Annotated in this window: 16 protein-coding genes; 7 read left to right on the top strand and 9 right to left on the bottom strand. The window is 62.7% G+C overall.

The features are described from left to right. The first annotated feature begins 219 nt into the window (after positions 1–219). Positions 220–435, top strand: a complete 216-nt coding sequence (rmf, locus tag NP534_RS00125) for a ribosome modulation factor (RefSeq protein ID WP_003248687.1) — start codon at positions 220–222, stop codon at positions 433–435. Positions 436–542: 107 nt separating this feature from the next. Here the strand turns inward: rmf and NP534_RS00120 are convergent, their stop codons facing one another. Continuing rightward, positions 543–1,565, bottom strand: coding sequence for a quinone-dependent dihydroorotate dehydrogenase (locus NP534_RS00120; protein WP_274097355.1), 1,023 nt, complete (start codon positions 1,563–1,565; stop codon positions 543–545). A 136-nt stretch (positions 1,566–1,701) separates the two neighbouring features. On the opposite strand from NP534_RS00120, the gene NP534_RS00115 reads away from it, so the two are divergent. From NP534_RS00115 to cobA, 5 genes are all read left to right on the top strand, one after another. Beyond that, entirely contained in the window at positions 1,702–2,916 is a 1,215-nt protein-coding gene (locus tag NP534_RS00115) for a CmpA/NrtA family ABC transporter substrate-binding protein (RefSeq protein WP_274097354.1), read from the top strand. Between the two features lie 10 nt (positions 2,917–2,926). Beyond that, entirely contained in the window at positions 2,927–3,502 is a 576-nt protein-coding gene (locus tag NP534_RS00110) for an ANTAR domain-containing response regulator (RefSeq protein WP_186653930.1), read from the top strand. A 165-nt stretch (positions 3,503–3,667) separates the two neighbouring features. Next, positions 3,668–4,879, top strand: a complete 1,212-nt coding sequence (locus tag NP534_RS00105) for a nitrate/nitrite transporter (RefSeq protein ID WP_047583276.1) — start codon at positions 3,668–3,670, stop codon at positions 4,877–4,879. 9 nt (positions 4,880–4,888) lie between these two features. Then, positions 4,889–6,559 (top strand): bifunctional protein-serine/threonine kinase/phosphatase, encoded by a 1,671-nt coding sequence (locus NP534_RS00100; protein WP_274097353.1) that lies wholly within the window; start codon positions 4,889–4,891, stop codon positions 6,557–6,559. Between the two features lie 27 nt (positions 6,560–6,586). Further along, positions 6,587–7,330, top strand: a complete 744-nt coding sequence (gene cobA, locus NP534_RS00095) for a uroporphyrinogen-III C-methyltransferase (protein ID WP_274097352.1) — start codon at positions 6,587–6,589, stop codon at positions 7,328–7,330. A gap of 87 nt (positions 7,331–7,417) precedes the next feature. On the opposite strand, the gene NP534_RS00090 is transcribed toward cobA, so the two are convergent. From NP534_RS00090 to ppsA, 8 genes are all read right to left on the bottom strand, one after another. Continuing rightward, on the bottom strand, positions 7,418–8,452 hold the full coding sequence (locus NP534_RS00090; RefSeq protein WP_274097351.1) for an OmpA family protein: 1,035 nt from the start codon (positions 8,450–8,452) through the stop codon (positions 7,418–7,420). Between the two features lie 111 nt (positions 8,453–8,563). Beyond that, positions 8,564–9,130, bottom strand: a complete 567-nt coding sequence (gene sigX, locus NP534_RS00085; protein WP_033700483.1) for an RNA polymerase sigma factor SigX — start codon at positions 9,128–9,130, stop codon at positions 8,564–8,566. A 112-nt stretch (positions 9,131–9,242) separates the two neighbouring features. Next, positions 9,243–10,067, bottom strand: coding sequence for a mechanosensitive ion channel family protein (locus tag NP534_RS00080; RefSeq protein ID WP_033700485.1), 825 nt, complete (start codon positions 10,065–10,067; stop codon positions 9,243–9,245). A gap of 2 nt (positions 10,068–10,069) precedes the next feature. Further along, a complete protein-coding gene (locus NP534_RS00075; RefSeq protein WP_033700486.1) occupies positions 10,070–10,333 on the bottom strand; it encodes a hypothetical protein in 264 nt (87 codons plus the stop codon). Between the two features lie 121 nt (positions 10,334–10,454). Continuing rightward, positions 10,455–11,450: a zinc transporter ZntB gene (locus NP534_RS00070; RefSeq protein WP_274097350.1), complete on the bottom strand. Its 996-nt coding sequence runs from the start codon at positions 11,448–11,450 to the stop codon at positions 10,455–10,457. Between the two features lie 27 nt (positions 11,451–11,477). Then, positions 11,478–11,969: a ribonuclease E activity regulator RraA gene (gene rraA, locus NP534_RS00065; protein WP_274097349.1), complete on the bottom strand. Its 492-nt coding sequence runs from the start codon at positions 11,967–11,969 to the stop codon at positions 11,478–11,480. Between the two features lie 142 nt (positions 11,970–12,111). Continuing rightward, a complete protein-coding gene (locus NP534_RS00060) occupies positions 12,112–13,140 on the bottom strand; it encodes an alpha/beta fold hydrolase (protein ID WP_274097348.1) in 1,029 nt (342 codons plus the stop codon). A 66-nt stretch (positions 13,141–13,206) separates the two neighbouring features. After that, positions 13,207–15,582, bottom strand: a complete 2,376-nt coding sequence (gene ppsA, locus NP534_RS00055; protein WP_274097347.1) for a phosphoenolpyruvate synthase — start codon at positions 15,580–15,582, stop codon at positions 13,207–13,209. Positions 15,583–15,759: 177 nt separating this feature from the next. On the opposite strand from ppsA, the gene ppsR reads away from it, so the two are divergent. Continuing rightward, positions 15,760–16,578, top strand: a complete 819-nt coding sequence (ppsR, locus tag NP534_RS00050; RefSeq protein ID WP_033700492.1) for a posphoenolpyruvate synthetase regulatory kinase/phosphorylase PpsR — start codon at positions 15,760–15,762, stop codon at positions 16,576–16,578. The last annotated feature ends 85 nt before the right edge of the window (positions 16,579–16,663 follow it).

Here is a 16,663-nt window from a genome sequence, read left to right as displayed (position 1 = left end):
TTTACTTATCACCTCATCCTTGGAAAGGTTACGTGCTTATGACAAATCGATCATTCACACCGTGACTCGCATTCGTTAGAACTGGTCTTAGGCCGCTTCGCAACGAGGCGGCACCTTCAGCTCGCCACGCCGGCAGCGAGCGCAAACCGGCAGAAAGACTCTGCCCGGCCTCGGAGAGGCCGACGGGACATTACAGTCAACAAGTGAGGGCAACACCCTATGAGAAGACTTAAGCGTGATCCGTTGGAAAGAGCATATTCACGTGGCTACCAATACGGGGTCACCGGCAAATCCCGCGAACTTTGCCCGTTCAATCTTCCTTCTGTTCGCCAAGCCTGGATCAACGGCTGGCGTGAAGGTCGCGGTGATAACTGGGACGGCATGACTGGCACCGCTGGCATCCATAGACTCAACGAAAATCACGCCGTTGGCTGATCGAGGACACTGAATTCGATTTACCATGCACGCCCCATCCGGGCGGCGGGCGAAGGCCCAGGGGCCCCTTGACGGGGCCCTTTTTATGGCCGGTTAAAAACTGAAGGTTACCTTGGCATCGCGGCGATGGCGTCCACCGCCTCGCGGATCAGCGCAGGGCCTTTATAGATGAAGCCCGAATAGATCTGCACCAGGCTGGCCCCCGCGGCGATTTTCTCGGCGGCGTGACGCCCCTCGGTGATACCACCGGCAGCAATGATCGGCAGCTTGCCGCCCAGCTCACCTGCCAGCACCTTCACCGTGTGAGTACTCTTCTCCAGTACCGGTGCACCCGACAAACCACCGGCTTCGCCCCCATAAGGCAAGCTTTCGACGCCTTCACGGCTCAGCGTGGTGTTGGTGGCGATCACCGCGTCCATGCCCGATTCCATCAACGCAGCAGCCACCAGTGCGGTTTCTTCATCACTCATGTCCGGGGCGATCTTGATCGCCAACGGCACGCGCTTGCCCTGCGTAACCGCCAACTGCTCGCGGCGCTCGGCCAAGGCATCGAGCAACTGCTTCAGCGAGTCGCCAAACTGCAGGCTGCGCAGCCCCGGCGTGTTCGGCGAACTGACGTTGACGGTGATGTAGGTGGCGTCGGCATAGACCTTGTCCAGGCAGATCAGGTAGTCATCGACCGCACGCTCGACCGGGGTGTCGAAGTTCTTGCCGATGTTGATGCCCAGCACGCCGTTGTAGCGCGAAGCTCGCACGCGCTTGAGCAGGTGATCGACGCCCAGGTTGTTGAAACCCATGCGGTTGATGATCGCCGTCGCTTCCGGCAGGCGGAAAATCCGCGGCTTCGGATTGCCCGGCTGCGGGCGCGGTGTGACGGTACCGATCTCGACGAAGCCGAAGCCCAACTGAGCAAAGCCATCGATGGCCGCGCCGTTCTTGTCCAGGCCAGCGGCAAGGCCCACCGGGTTGGCGAAGTTCAAGCCCATGACCGACACCGGCAAGGCCGCCGGCTGCTTGCACAGCATGCCATTGAGGCCAAGACGGCCACCGGCACCGATCAGGTCCAGGGACAGGTCGTGGGAGGTTTCCGGGGAAAGCTTGAACAGCAGCTGGCGGGCCAGGGTATACATGGGCGGGCAAGGCTCGGGGTGAATGAGGGGGCGATTATAGCCAGCGCACGGCTGGCATGACAGTAAATCCTCGGCCGCTTGGCACATGCGTTGCTTCGCACACCGCACTGCCTTTTCAGTACGGGCGAGGAACCTTGTGAACACAGCACCCCGAGCAACGCCCCTGGCCTGGGTCAACGGCAGCGACGCGCCGGAAAAACCCAGCCTGAACATTGGCTTCATGGCCCTGACCGATTGCGCCTCGGTGGTGGTCGCCGCCACCCAGGGTTTTGCCCAGCAGCACGGCCTGGCCCTCAACCTCAAGCGCCAGGGTTCCTGGGCGGGGCTGCGCGACAAACTGGTCAGCGGCGAACTGGATGCCGCGCACTGCCTGTACGGCCTGGCCTATGCCGTGCACCTGGGCATCGGTGGTGTGCCGGCCAGTGACATGGCCGTGCTCATGGGGCTGAACCAGAATGCCCAGGCCATCAACCTTTCCCCTGCCCTGCAACGCAAGGGTGTGACCAGCCCTGAGGCATTGGCGCGCCTGGTGCACCAGCATGGCGCACGCCTGACCTTTGCCCAGACCTTCCCCACGGGCACCCACGCCATGTGGTTGTACTACTGGCTGGCGAGCCAAGGCATCCACCCGCTGCGCGATGTCGACAGCGTGGTGGTACCGCCGGCACAGATGGCCGCGCATATCCAGGCAGGCCGCATCGACGGTTTCTGTGTCGGCGAGCCCTGGTCAGCCGATGCCGTCGGCAAGGGCCAGGGTTTTACCTTGGCAACCAGCCAGTCGATCTGGCCGGACCACCCGGAGAAGGTCCTCGCGTGCGCCCGCACCTTCGCCGAGCAGTACCCCAACAGTGCCCGCGCCTTGATCAAGGCGATCCTCGCGGCCAGCCGCTTCATCGAGCAAAGCCCTGAAAACCGCCGCAGCACCGCGCAGTTGCTCAGCGCCAGTGCCTACCTCGACACCCCGGTGGGCAACATCGAGCCACGCCTGCTCGGCGACTACCAGGACGGGCTGGGCAACCAGTGGCAAGACCCCCACGCCCTGCGCCTGTTCGACCAGGGCCAGGCCAACCTGCCGTACCTGTCCGATGGCATGTGGTTCATGACCCAGTTCCGCCGCTGGGGCCTGCTACGCGACGACCCCGACTACCTCGGCGTGGCCAGCCAGGTCCAGCAACTGGGGCTCTACCGCGAAGCCGCAGACACCCTCGGTATCCCTTGTCACGGCCTGCCGATGCGCAGCAGCCTGCTGATCGACGGTACACGCTGGGACGGCAGCGACCCCTACGGCTATGCCCGCAGCTTCCGCCTGCATGCCCTGGGCGACACACCCGAAGCCTGCGCTGGCCTGTGAGGGGATGAACATGCTGCGTATCCTGTTGATCGACGACACTCAAAACAAGCTGGGCAGGCTAAAGGCGGCCCTGAGCGAGGCCGGCTTTGACGTCATCGAAGCCCCGGGCCTGACCATCGACCTGCCCGCCTGCGTCGAAACGGTGCACCCGGACGTCGTGTTGATCGATACCGACTCACCGGATCGCGACGTGATGGAACAAGTGGTGCTGGTCAGCCGCGACCGCCCAAGGCCCATCGTGCTGTTCACCGACGAGCATGACCCGGGCGTGATGCGCCAGGCTATCCAGGCGGGGGTCAGCGCCTACATCGTCGAGGGCATCCACGCCGCGCGGCTGCAGCCAATCCTGGATGTGGCCATGGCCCGCTTCGAGAGCGACCAGGCGCTCAAGGCGCAGCTGGTGGCGCGCGACCAGCAGCTGGCCGAGCGCAAGCGCATCGAACAGGCCAAAGGTTTGCTGATGAAGATGAAGGACTGCAACGAAGAGCAGGCCTACACCCTGATGCGCCGCCAGGCCATGAGCCGGCAACAAAAGCTGATCCAGGTGGCCGAGCAGATCATCGCCATGCACGAAATGTTGGGCTGAAACCCGAAGGAGCGAGTTGGCCCAGCTCTTGCTGAAGAAACCACACCGGTAGCCAACGGCGGTTGCCCCACTTGATCCCGACAAAGACGTCGCTCACCCCTCCACAGCCGTGGACCGGGTAGCGGCGTCTTTTTCGTTCCGTTGCTTTGCCGAGTGAGGTGTTCAATGAGTACCAGCTTCTGGAAATCCGGGCATGTGCCCACACTGTTCGCTGCATTCCTGTATTTCGACCTGAGCTTCATGGTCTGGTACCTGCTCGGCCCGCTGGCGGTGCAAATTGCCGCCGACTTGCAGCTGAGTGCACAGCAACGGGGCCTGATGGTGGCCACACCCATTCTGGCCGGTGCGATATTGCGCTTCGCCATGGGCCTGCTGGTCGATCGCCTGTCGCCCAAGACCGCCGGCCTGATCGGCCAGGTCGTGGTCATCATTGCCCTGGCCGGCGCCTGGTACCTGGGCGTGCACAGCTACGAGCAAGCCCTGCTGCTGGGCGTCTTCCTGGGTTTTGCCGGGGCCTCGTTCGCCGTTTCGCTGCCGCTGGCCTCGCAGTGGTACCCGCCTCAGCACCAGGGCAAGGCCATGGGTATCGCCGGTGCCGGCAACTCGGGCACGGTGTTCGCGGCGTTGTTGGCGCCCGCCCTGGCCGCAGGCTTTGGCTGGAACAACGTGTTCGGCTTCGCCCTGATCCCGCTGTCGCTGACCCTGGTGGTATTCGCCCTGCTGGCGCGCAACGCACCCGAGCGGCCCAAGCGCAAGGCCATGGCCGACTACCTCAAGGCCCTCGGTGACCGCGACAGCTGGTGGTTCATGTTCTTCTACAGCGTGACCTTCGGCGGCTTCATCGGCCTGGCTAGCGCCCTGCCCGGCTACTTCAGTGACCAATATGGTCTGAGCCCGGTCACCGCCGGCTACTACACGGCCGCCTGCGTCTTTGCCGGCAGCCTGATGCGCCCACTCGGCGGCGCGCTGGCCGACCGCTTCGGTGGCATCCGCACCTTGCTGGGCATGTACAGCGTGGCCGCCATCTGCATCGCCGCAGTCGGCTTCAACCTGCCCAGCGCAACCGCTGCCCTGGCACTGTTCGTCAGCGCCATGCTCGGCCTGGGCGCCGGCAATGGCGCGGTATTCCAGCTGGTGCCGCAACGTTTTCGCCAGGAGATCGGCGTGATGACCGGGCTGATCGGCATGGCCGGTGGTATTGGCGGCTTCCTGCTGGCTGCGGGGCTTGGCACCATCAAGCAGCACACCGGTGACTACCAGTTGGGGCTGTGGCTGTTCGCCAGCCTCGGCCTGCTGGCCTGGTTCGGCCTGCATGGCGTCAAACAGCGCTGGCGCACCACCTGGGGCTCGGCCGCCGTGACTGCGGCGCGGGTCTGAGGCACGCCGATGAGCCTGCAACTGAGCTTTGCCCACGCCAGCGCCACCGGGCCGCGCGCGGAAAACCAGGATGCCCTGCGCCTGGTCACGCCGGCGCCGGAACTGGCCGCCAGCAAAGGCTACCTGTTCGCCCTCGCCGACGGTGTCAGCCAGTGCGCCGATGGCGGCCTGGCAGCACGCGCCAGCTTGCAGGCCCTGGCCCTGGACTATTACGCCACCCCCGCCACCTGGAGCGTGGCGCAGGCGCTGGACCGCCTGCTGCTTGCGCAGAACCGTTGGCTGCGTGCCCAGGGTAGCGGCCAACCGCTGCTGACCACGCTCAGCGCACTGGTACTACGCGGGCGGCGTTTTACCTTGGCGCATGTTGGCGACTGCCGGGTCTACCGCTGGCACCAAGGGCACCTGCAGTGCCTGAGCGAAGACCACGTCTGGGACCAACCGGGCATGCAGCATGTGCTCAAGCGCGCGCTGGGCCTGGACCAACAACTGCTGGTCGATTACCTGGAAGGTGAACTGCAGGCGGGCGAGTGCTACGTGTTGGTGAGCGACGGCGTCTGGGCCAGCCTGGGGGACCAGCACATCCAGGCGGTCTTGCGCGAGCAACCCGACCTGCAGTTGGCCGCCGACACTCTGGTCGCCAGCGCTCACCTCAATGGCAGCCAGGACAACGCCAGCGCCCTGCTGGTGCAGGTGCAACAGCTGGGTACGGCCAACCTGGGCGATACCCTGGCGCAGTTGCAACAGTGGCCTGTACCCGGCCCCCTGCGCGAAGGCCAGGCGCTCGATGGTTGGCAGGTCGACACCCTGCTCTCCCACAGCCGTCAATCGCTGCTGTATCGGGTACGTGACGGCCACGGCCAGCCCTGGCTGCTCAAGACCCTGCCCAGCGCGCGCGAACAGGAGCCAGGGGCAGCCCAAGGGTTGTTGATGGAAGAGTGGTTTCTGCGCCGGGTCGCAGGGCGACACTTCCCCGAACTCCACGTCGCCAGCCAGCGCCAGCACCTGTATTACGTGATGCGCGAATACCCCGGCCAGAGCCTTTCGGCACTGCTCGCCGAGCACGGGCCGCTGCCCTTGGCGCAGTGGCTGGAGATCGCCCGTCAACTGCTGCAAGCGGTCGGCGTACTGCATCGGCGCAACTTGCTGCACCGCGACATCAAGCCAGACAACCTGCACCTTGGCGCCGATGGACAGTTGCGGCTGCTGGACTTCGGCCTGGCGTATTGCCCCGGCTTGTCTGAAGACCCGCAGCACGAGCTGCCTGGCACGCCATCCTATATCGCCCCGGAAGCCTTCGACGGCCAACCACCCAGCCCGCGGCAAGACCTTTATGCCGTCGGCGTGACGCTTTACCAGCTGCTGACCGGGCACTACCCCTATGGCGAAGTGGAGCCGTTCCAGCGGCCACGCTTCGGCCAGCCGGTCAACGCTTCGCGCTATCGCCCTGACCTGCCGGAATGGTTGCAGCACAACCTGCTGCAAGCGGTGGCGGCCGACCCGGCGCAACGCTTTGAAACCGCCGAGCACTGGTTGTTGCTGCTCGAACGCGGCGACCGCCAGGAGCTGGCCCACCGCCCCCGGCCCTTGCTGGAGCGCGAACCGCTGAAAGTCTGGCGCACCCTGGCCCTGCTGTCCCTGCTGTGCAACCTGATAGTGCTGCTCGTCCTGCTCAAGGGCTGAGTACACCTTGCCGATGAGGAAACAACGATGAATGCGAAAGTCTGGCTGGTCGGAGCCGGCCCTGGTGACCCCGAACTGCTTACCCTCAAGGCCGTGCGCGCATTGCAGCAAGCCCAGGTGGTGATGATCGACGACCTGGTCAACCCCGCAGTGCTGGAGCATTGCCCCCAGGCACGGGTGATGGCCGTGGGCAAGCGCGGCGGCTGCCGGTCCACGCCTCAAGCCTTTATCCAGCGCCTGATGTTGCGCCATGCGCGCCAGGGGCGCTGCGTGGTCAGGCTCAAAGGGGGCGATCCGTGCATCTTCGGCCGTGGCGGCGAAGAGGCTGCCTGGCTGCAAGGGCATGGCATAGACGTGGAGCTGGTCAACGGCATTACCGCGGGCCTGGCAGGCGCGACGCAATGCGGTATATCGCTGACTTCACGCGGGGTGAGCCGCGGCGTGACCCTGGTAACGGCACACACCCAGGATGACAGCGAGCTGAACTGGGCGGCGCTGGCCCAGGGCGGTACGACGTTGGTGGTGTACATGGGCGTTGCGCGGCTGGAGCAGATTCGCCAAGGCCTGCTGGCCGGCGGGATAGCTGCGCATATGCCGGTGGCGATGATCGAGAATGCGTCATTGGCGCAGCAGCGCGAATGCCGCAGTGATGTACAGGGGATGGTTGAGGATGCGCGGGCGTTCGGGCTAAGCAGCCCGGCGATTCTGGTGATCGGCGAGGTCGTCACCGGCGCTGTAAGCGCAGCCTTGCATTGCGAAAGGGTTGCGTAGCAGCCCCAGAATCTCAGTGTCACCCCCTAAATCACAGGCAAAGAAAAACCCGGCCGAGGCCGGGTTTTTCATGAAGCATCAAACCAATTACTTGGCCTGAGCTTCTACTTGCGCTTCAACGCGACGGTTAACAGCGCGACCTTCTTCGGTGGCGTTGTCAGCAACCGGACGGGTCTCGCCGTAGCCAACCGATTCAACACGGCTGGATTCTACGCCGTACTGATTGGTCAGTACTTGCTTGACAGCGTTGGCACGACGCTCGGACAGCTTCTGGTTGTAAGCGTCTGGACCCACGGAGTCAGTGTGACCTTCCACGGTGGTGGTGGTCGATGGGTACTGCTTCATGAAGTCAGCCAGGTTCTTGATGTCGCCGTAGCTGTTAGGCTTGACGACCGACTTGTCGAAGTCGAACTTGACGTCCAGCTCAACGCGAACGACTTCGGCAACAGCCGGGCAGCCGTCGGCGTCAACGGTGACGTTGGCCGGGGTGTCTGGGCACTTGTCGACGTTGTCGCAGACGCCATCGTTGTCGCTGTCGGAGCAGACTTCGGCAACTGGGGCTGGAGCAACTTCAGCTTGCTTCGGGCTACCGCCGAAGTTCAGACCAACGCCAACGCTCGGGGCCCACTCGGTGTCGCCCTGGTCGATGTTGTACTGAGCTTCAACGCCGGCACGGGCGTAGAACATGTCGGTGATGTACCACTTGGCGCCAGCGCCAACGTTGGCGAAGGTGGAGTGGTCACGACCGCCACGGCCGGTCTGGCCCAGCGACTGGTGCGAGAAACCAGCGGAAACGTACGGACGGATGGCGTCGTACGGGTTGTTGAAGTGGTAAACGGCGTCCAGGGCGGTGTTCGAGCCCTTGATGTTCTTGCCGTCTTCGCCACGAGCGTTGTGAACTTCGTCGTAGCCCAGACGCAGTTCAACGTCGTCGGTCAGGAAGTAACCGATCGAACCGCCGAACAGGTTGCCGTCGTTCTTGAAGTCGCGCTGGCTGTCGAAGAATTCTTTTTTGTAAAAGATTTCAGTTTCGACGGCGCCTTGACCTTGTGCCATAGCGCCAATCGAAGTGGCGGCTACAAGCGAACCAATGGCCAAGCCCAAGGTGTTTTTCAATTTCATCCGTTAAATCCCCATCTGGTGATAGTTAAGCAGTCCCACCAACAACAAGGGGGACAACTCGACGGCAAGTCTAGCAGAACTCGCCGATTCGTTAGAGATATTTGCACACGCTTAAGTTTCATCGAGCCCGTGAAATTTCTCCCGAAGCTTGTCTAGCGCGCGCTTGTAACGCATTTTCGTCGCGCTCAGGCCCATGTGCATGATGTCGGCGATCTCCTGAAATTCCAGCTCTGCGACAAATCGCAGCACCAGGATTTCCCGGTCGATCGGGTTCACATGCACCAGCCACTTGTCCAGCCCGCCCTTTTCTTCGGGTTTCGGAGCCTTGTCCTCGGACGCCTCTTCAACAGGGTCCAGGCTCAAGGCATCCATCAGCCGACGTTTGCGGCGCTCCTTGCGGTACTGGGTAATGCACTCGTTGTAGGTGATGCTGTAGAGCCAGGTCTTGAACTTCGATTTGCCCTCGAAGTTCTTCAGCCCGTACAGCACTTTGAGCATCACCTCCTGACAGACATCGTCGGCATCCCGGTCGTTCCCCAAATAACGCGCACAGACGTTGAACAGGGTCCGCTGGTAGCGCCGCATGAGCTCCTCATAGGCGCGGGTAACGTGGTACAGCTCCTCATGCGAACGCGCCACCAACTCTTCGTCGGTGAGCTCGCGGGGGTCATAACGCATGGGCGGCGAATGAACTTTATTCAAAACGAATCTGGCCGACAGTCAGGTCAATGTCGCCGCGCGACCCCGGGGGTCGATTTCGCGGCGGCATACATTAACAGCTTTTGTGCGGTTAGCGACTATTGACGCGCTGCTCAAGCAGCACACGGTTAGACAGCGACACCAGTTCGCCATCATCGGTCAACAGCGTCGTCTTGACCGTGCCGATTTCCTCGATATGCCCTTCGACCTCTCCAATCCGCACCTGCTGGCCGACCTGATACAGCTCACGCACGTAAATACCGGCCAGTATCTGTCCGGCGATTTCGCGGCTGCCGAGGCCCATGGCCAAGGCAACGGCCAGACCAACGGTAATCAGCCCAATGACGATCACGTGGTTGAGCAGGTCGGTCTTGACCTCGAGCTGGCTGATGGCCACCGAGATGCTGATGATGATCACCAGGCCTTGGGTGATACGCCCAAGGCCTGCAGAATACTCAAGGCCAATGCCTTCGGCAGCGCCGCGCACCAGGCCATTGGCCACCTGCGCCAGCAGCACACCGGCCAGTAGCACCAGCGCCGCACCGAATACTTTCGGCAGGTACAGGGCGAGCATGTCGAGGGTCGCCGAAACCCGCTCAAGGCCCAGCGATTCCGCGGCCGAGACGAGGAAGATCAGCAATACGAACCAGTAGACGATCTTGCCGATGAGGGTCGAAATCGGCACCTGGATGCCACCGCGGCTCAGCATCTTGGTCAGCCCGGTACCTGCCATCAGGCGGTCCAGGCCGAGTTTGGCCAGCAGTTTGGACAGCAGCGTATCGAGCAGCTTGGCCACCACGAAACCAAGCAGCACCACGACCAGGGCGCCGAACAGGTTAGGGATGAAGTTCGCCACCTTGGTCCAAAGGGCAGTCATGGCGGTGACCAGGCTTTGGGTCCAGAGATCCAGTTCCATATTCAATCGGCCTTATCTGCTTTGCTGCCGGTGGCAGCGTTGCGGGTAGAGTTTCTGCGCACCGGCGCTACATGCGCCGAGCCATTGTTGACGGCGATCAGCAGCGCCTGGCTCCAACGGCCAAGCAGGCTGAACAGATCACCCGCACCGACCTGGCGGTTGGCGGTTTTCAGCACACGACCCAGGCAGGCGGCGTCGTCTCGGTCCTGGCCGGACGGCGACGCCTTGAGCAGGTCGCGCAGGGATTCTTCAAACGGATCGTGCATGGGCACCTCGCGCAGTATCTGACAGAGACGAGAGCGCCGGGGCATGGGTCACACATCGCCTGGGGGCGTGTGGTGCAAAATGAACCGCTGTCGCCTGCTTCGCGGGCAAGGAATTCAACACCTAGACCCACCGCAGCCGACGGAACAGCCACCACTGCCCTACCGCCAGCCCCAGCACGATGATGCAGGCAAACAAGAAGCCGTAGGGGTTTTCCGCCCCCGGAATGCCGCCGACATTGATGCCCAGCAAGCCGGTGATGAAGCTCATGGGCAGGAAGATGCAGGTGATGATGCCGAAGCGGTACATGGTGCGGTTCATGCGCTCGCTGCGCCGCCGGTCCTCGCTTTCAAGCACCAATGCGGCCCGCTCGCGGGTCAGCTCCAGCTCCTCGAGATAGCGGATCAGGCTGTTGTTCAACTCGTTCCAGTAGTCGGCATCGGCATCAGCGAACCAGCTCCACTTGCTGCGTGACAGCTGTGCGTAGATGTCCCGCTGCGGCGCCAGAAAACGTCGCAAGCCGGCCGCGCGGCGGCGGATCTGCTGCAGGCTGCCCTGCTCCGGGGTGTACCGTTCGTCGGATTCGACCTTTTCTTCCTCGAGGTCGACCAGCTCGGACAGGTCGCTGACCAGGCCCTGGACCTTCTCGGTCAGCAGCTCACCCATCAGCAGCAATAACTCCGAAGCCGACTTCGGCCCCCTGCCCTCGCCGAGCAACTGGAGCATCTCGTCACTGGCCCGAAGCGGCCGCAAGCGCAGCGAGATGACCCGCTGCGCCTCGGCGAAGATGCGCACCGAGACCATGTCTTCAGGTTCGGCGCCCGGGTTGAGGTTGACCCCGCGCAAGAACAGCAACAACTGTTCGTCCACCAGCGGCAACAAGCGCGGCCGGGTGTTTTCTTCCAGCAGCAGTTCGCAGGCGAACTCGCTCAGGCCGCTGTCGCGCAGCAGCCAGGTGCGGGTTTGTGGATGGCTGCGGTCCCAGTGCAGCCAAAGGCTTTCCTGGGGGTGCAGTTGCAGGTCGTCCAGTTCGGTACGGGCAATCGAGCGCGCGCCGCCTTTGCCATCGAGCACCAGGGCATGCACCAGCCCCCACTGCGCGTTGTCTTCCTCGAACATCAAAGCTCCATCAGCGCGTGCGGCGCATCACTCCGGCATTTTCAGCGGGCTTGGCGAAACCAGCACGCCATTGTTGTCGGCATACACATATTCACCCGAGCGGAAGGTCACCCCGGCGAAGGTCACCGGCACGTCGAGCTCGCCGATGCCACGCTTGTTGCTTTTTTTCGGGTGGCTGGCCAAGGCCTGCACGCCGACGTCGGTCTGGATCAAGATGTCCACGTCACGCACACAACCGTAGATCACCAGGCCTTCCCAGCCGTTCTTGGCCGCTTTCTCGGCCAGCATGTCGCCCAGCAGCGCACAGCGCAGCGAACCGCCACCGTCGACCACCAGAACCTTGCCCTTGCCGTCGAGCTCGACCTGCTCCTTGACCAGCGAGTTGTCTTCGAAGCACTTGAGGGTGACGATCTGGCCACCGAACGAATCGCGGCCGCCGAAGTTGCTGAACATGGGTTCGAGCACCTGGACCAGGTCAGGGTAGGTGTCACACAGGTCGGGCGTTACGTAATGCTGCATGGGAAGCTCCTGTCAGTCACAACGAAAGCGGGTATGGGCCAAGGCTACACCGAGGAAGCTGTTGACGTCATCCGGGACCGAGCAGTCAGTTGCATTCCTTCGGCACTGGCCTCTTCGCGGGGCCAGTGCAGGCAGCATGGAATCAGCTGGCTGGCACAGCCGACGCCACCAGAGTCGACGCATGCACCGGCATCGACGGGTCCCTCAACCAGCGTTCGACCAACGGCCAGACCTGTGCCTGCGCGGCCTTGCTGACCAGCATGTCGACATGCCCGAACGCATCGAAGCCTTCCTCGCGGCCCAAGCGCAGAAACTGTTTGCGCTCCCCGCCCAACTGGTCGAACAGCTTGCGGCAAGCCCAGACCGGGTCCTGGTAATCGCCCGCACCGGCCACCGCCAGCACCGGCACATCCACCTGCGCAAGGCCCGCCCACCAGTCGTTGTCCTTGTCGCCAAAGCGCCCGAACAGGCCATGCCAGCGCATGCTTTCAAGTGCCAAGCCGATCGGTTCGTCCTCGGGGCCACGCTTAAGTCGCTGCCCGGGAATCTGCCGCCAGCGCTTGAGCAGCAACTTCGCCCCCCACACCACCGGCGGCACTTTCAACGGCCAGTACACACGGCTGACCTGGGTACCAAAGAACGCGGCACTGGCCACCTGCTCGGTTGGCAGGTAGCTGCCACCCAGTGCGGCGGCCAGGGTTGTCCCGCCCAGGGAATGGCCAAGCCAGTGCGGCGCTTGGCCCGTTTGCTCCAGCACGAAAGCGCCTATCAACGGCAAGTCATCGCGGGCATAGTCGGCGACACGGTTGTGCTGCCACTGGCGATTGCGCGGCGACAGGCCATGGCCGCGCATCTCCGGGATCCACACATCGAACCCCGCGCGGGCCAGAAACGCGCCCAGGCCGACCCCTTTGGGCGAATACCAGAAGCGCCGATTGGAAAAACTGCCGTGCAGAAGAATGACCGGCACGCCTTGAGCCTCGCCCTGATCGGCCAGGCCAAGGCGAGTCACGGCCAGCTCGACGCTCGGGTCAGGGCTGTTGCCGGCCTTGATCCGGTACACGTCTTCGCTCAAGTCGCCTCGCCGCTCAGCGCTGAGCAAGGCCACGGGAAATAAAGTGCTGCTGCTTTGCATAAGGTTGCTTGGTGCACAAAAAAGGGCGGGAACCATTACTGGAACTCGCCCTGGATCAAACCAGGCGGGGGCGCGCCAGACGCGCCCCCGCAATCCACTGTATCAGGCTGCGCCCTGGCCCTCGGCCAGGAAGAACCAGGTCTCGAGCACCGAGTCCGGGTTCAGCGACACGCTTTCGATGCCCTGCTCCATCAGCCATTTGGCCAGGTCCGGGTGGTCCGATGGGCCTTGGCCGCAGATGCCGATGTACTTGCCGGCCTTGTTGCACGCCTGGATGGCGTTGGCCAGCAGCTTCTTCACGGCCGGGTTACGCTCGTCGAACAGGTGCGCGATGATACCCGAATCACGGTCCAGGCCCAGGGTCAGCTGGGTCAGGTCGTTGGAGCCGATCGAGAAGCCGTCGAAGTACTCGAGGAACTCTTCGGCCAGAATCGCGTTGGACGGCAGCTCGCACATCATGATCACGCGCAGGCCATTGTCGCCACGGGCCAGGCCGTTTTCGGCCAACAGGTCGATGACCTGGCTGGCTTCGCCCAGGGTGCGCACGAACGGCACCATGATCTCGACGTTGGTCAGGCCCATCTCGTTGCGCACGCGCTTCAGGGCACGGCACTCGAGCTCGAAGCAGTCACGGAACGATTCGCTGATGTAACGCGAAGCACCGCGGAAGCCCAGCATCGGGTTTTCTTCTTCCGGCTCGTACAGCTTGCCGCCGATCAGGTTGGCGTACTCGTTGGACTTGAAGTCCGACAGGCGCACGATGACCTTTTTCGGGTAGAAGGCTGCCGCCAGGGTGCTGATGCCTTCGACCAGCTTCTCGACATAGAAGCCGACCGGGTCGTCGTAGCCAGCGATGCGCTTGTCGACGCTGTCCTTCAACTCTGCCGGCAGGCCGGCGTAGTTGAGCAGCGCCTTGGGGTGCACGCCGATCATGCGGTTGATGATGAACTCCAGGCGCGCCAGGCCGACACCGGCGTTGGGCAGCTGGGCGAAGTCAAAGGCACGGTCCGGGTTGCCGACGTTCATCATGATCTTGAACGGCAGGTCCGGCATGGCGTCGACCGAGTTCTGCTTGATGTCGAAGCCCAACTCACCTTCGAAGATGAAGCCGGTGTCGCCCTCGGCGCAGGACACTGTCACGCCCTGGCCGTCCTTGAGCAACTGGGTGGCGTTGCCGCAACCGACGACTGCCGGGATACCCAGCTCACGGGCAATGATCGCCGCGTGGCAGGTACGCCCGCCGCGGTTGGTGACAATGGCGCTGGCGCGCTTCATGACCGGTTCCCAGTCCGGGTCGGTCATGTCGGAGACCAGTACGTCACCGGGCTGCACCTTGTCCATCTCGGACACATCGTTGATCACGCGGACCTTGCCGGCGCCGATGCGCTGGCCGATCGCACGGCCTTCGACCAATACGGTGCCCTTTTCTTTCAGCAGGTAGCGTTCCATGACATTGGCGCTGGAGCGGCTTTTCACCGTTTCAGGGCGGGCCTGAACGATGTACAGCTTGCCGTCGTCACCGTCCTTGGCCCACTCGATGTCCATCGGGCGCTGGTAGTGCTGCTCGATGATCATGGCCTGTTTGGCCAGCTCGTTGACTTCGGCGTCGCTCAGGCAGAAGCGGGCGCGCTCGGCACGGTCGACCTCGACGGTCTTGACCGAACGACCGGCCTTGGCTTCGTCGCCGTAGACCATCTTGATCGCCTTGCTGCCCAGGTTGCGGCGCAGGATCGCCGGGCGACCGGCCTGCAAGGTCTGCTTGTGTACGTAGAATTCGTCAGGGTTGACCGCACCCTGCACCACGGTTTCACCCAGGCCATAGGCGCCGGTGATGAACACCACGTCGCGGAAGCCCGACTCGGTGTCGAGGGTGAACATCACACCGGCGGTGCCGGTTTCCGAACGGACCATGCGCTGCACACCGGCAGACAGGGCCACCAGCTTGTGGTCGAAGCCCTGGTGCACGCGGTAGGCGATGGCGCGGTCGTTGAACAGCGAGGCGAACACTTCCTTGGCCGCGCGGATCACGTTGTCGACGCCACGGATGTTGAGGAAGGTTTCCTGCTGGCCGGCGAACGAGGCGTCCGGCAAGTCTTCGGCGGTGGCAGACGAGCGCACGGCTACGGCCATGTTGTCGTTGCCTGCGGCCATTTCAGCGAAGGCCGTACGGATTTCCGAATCAAGACGCGCCGGGAATTCGGCTTCCATGACCCACTGGCGAATCTGCGCGCCGGTTTTGGTCAGGGCATTGATGTCATCGACATCCAGCGCATCGAGCGCGGCATGGATACGCTCGTTGAGACCACTCTGTTCGAGAAAATCGCGGTACGCCTGCGCCGTAGTGGCAAAGCCGCCCGGCACCGATACACCAGCACCCGCAAGGTTGCTGATCATCTCGCCCAGGGATGCGTTCTTGCCCCCCACATGCTCCACATCATGGACGCCGAGCTTTTCGAGGGAAACTACGTACTCTACCAAGGTGATCTCTCCACTAACTGTGTTGGAAAAGCTCAAAGGCGCCCGCCTGTCTTCTTTGACTTGGCCGGGCGTTTGTGGCCTGTACCTGGAAAATAAGTGAGAATGCCGACAGCCGCATTCGGCAAACCGAACTTATCATATCCAAGAAACGTCATCAGCTTAAGGCCCAGGGTGCAAATGAAAAGAACCGCGTTCTTCATCTCCGACGGCACCGGCATCACTGCCGAGACCCTGGGGCAAAGCCTGCTCGCTCAATTCGAAAGCATTCCGTTCAGCAAATTCACCCGTCCCTACATCGATTCGCCGGACAAGGCGCGAACCATGGTGCAGCAAATCAACGCTGCTGCCGAGCGTGATGGCGTGCGGCCGATCATCTTCGACACCATCGTCAATCAGGACATCCGTGAGATCCTGGCCACCTCGAACGGCTTCATGATCGACATCTTTTCGTCGTTTTTATCCCCGCTCGAGCAGGAATTGACCGCCCATTCGTCGTATTCCGTCGGCAAATCGCACTCGATCGGCGGCAATTCCAATTACATGGAGCGCATCGAAGCGGTCAACTTCGCCCTGGACAACGATGATGGCGCGCGCACGCACTACTACGACAAGGCCGACCTGATTCTGGTCGGGGTCTCGCGTTGCGGCAAGACGCCAACCTGCCTGTACATGGCCATGCAGTTCGGTATCCGTGCGGCCAACTACCCGCTGACCGAAGACGACATGGAACGCCTGCAATTGCCGGCGGTGCTGAAAAAGCACCACAACAAGCTGTTCGGCCTGACCATCGACCCCGACCGCCTGACCGCCATTCGCCACGAGCGCAAGCCCAACAGCCGCTACTCAAGCTTTGCCCAGTGCGAGTTCGAAGTCCGCGAGGTAGAGAGCCTGTTCCGCCGGGAGAACATTCCCAATATCAATTCCACGCATTTTTCGGTGGAGGAGATCTCGGCGAAGATTCTGGTGGAAAAAGGCGTGGAGCGTCGGTTCAAGTAAGAAAGCTTCAAGTTGTAAGCTTCAAGCTACAAGAAAAAAGCGGGACTGCGCCAAGACAACCAATGGTGACGGAGACAAAAGCTGC

It is taken from the genome of Pseudomonas sp. 39004 (assembly GCF_028682155.1).
GTDB classification, from domain to species: Bacteria; Pseudomonadota; Gammaproteobacteria; order Pseudomonadales; family Pseudomonadaceae; genus Aquipseudomonas; species Aquipseudomonas capeferrum.
The sequence above is the reverse complement of the archived record's forward strand: the minus strand, read 5'-3'. Positions and strand labels throughout refer to the sequence as shown.

What these genes read in the sequence shown, in the direction of transcription:
- rmf (WP_003248687.1), top strand. Translation starts at nt 220, where the DNA reads ATGAGAAGACTTAAGCGTGATCCGTTGGAAAGAGCATATTCACGTGGC.
- NP534_RS00120 (WP_274097355.1), bottom strand. Translation starts at nt 1,565, where the DNA reads ATGTATACCCTGGCCCGCCAGCTGCTGTTCAAGCTTTCCCCGGAAACC.
- NP534_RS00110 (WP_186653930.1), top strand. Translation starts at nt 2,927, where the DNA reads ATGCTGCGTATCCTGTTGATCGACGACACTCAAAACAAGCTGGGCAGG.
- NP534_RS00105 (WP_047583276.1), top strand. Translation starts at nt 3,668, where the DNA reads ATGAGTACCAGCTTCTGGAAATCCGGGCATGTGCCCACACTGTTCGCT.
- NP534_RS00100 (WP_274097353.1), top strand. Translation starts at nt 4,889, where the DNA reads ATGAGCCTGCAACTGAGCTTTGCCCACGCCAGCGCCACCGGGCCGCGC.
- cobA (WP_274097352.1), top strand. Translation starts at nt 6,587, where the DNA reads ATGAATGCGAAAGTCTGGCTGGTCGGAGCCGGCCCTGGTGACCCCGAA.
- NP534_RS00090 (WP_274097351.1), bottom strand. Translation starts at nt 8,452, where the DNA reads ATGAAATTGAAAAACACCTTGGGCTTGGCCATTGGTTCGCTTGTAGCC.
- sigX (WP_033700483.1), bottom strand. Translation starts at nt 9,130, where the DNA reads ATGCGTTATGACCCCCGCGAGCTCACCGACGAAGAGTTGGTGGCGCGT.
- NP534_RS00080 (WP_033700485.1), bottom strand. Translation starts at nt 10,067, where the DNA reads ATGGAACTGGATCTCTGGACCCAAAGCCTGGTCACCGCCATGACTGCC.
- NP534_RS00075 (WP_033700486.1), bottom strand. Translation starts at nt 10,333, where the DNA reads ATGCACGATCCGTTTGAAGAATCCCTGCGCGACCTGCTCAAGGCGTCG.
- NP534_RS00070 (WP_274097350.1), bottom strand. Translation starts at nt 11,450, where the DNA reads ATGTTCGAGGAAGACAACGCGCAGTGGGGGCTGGTGCATGCCCTGGTG.
- rraA (WP_274097349.1), bottom strand. Translation starts at nt 11,969, where the DNA reads ATGCAGCATTACGTAACGCCCGACCTGTGTGACACCTACCCTGACCTG.
- NP534_RS00060 (WP_274097348.1), bottom strand. Translation starts at nt 13,140, where the DNA reads ATGGTTCCCGCCCTTTTTTGTGCACCAAGCAACCTTATGCAAAGCAGC.
- ppsR (WP_033700492.1), top strand. Translation starts at nt 15,760, where the DNA reads ATGAAAAGAACCGCGTTCTTCATCTCCGACGGCACCGGCATCACTGCC.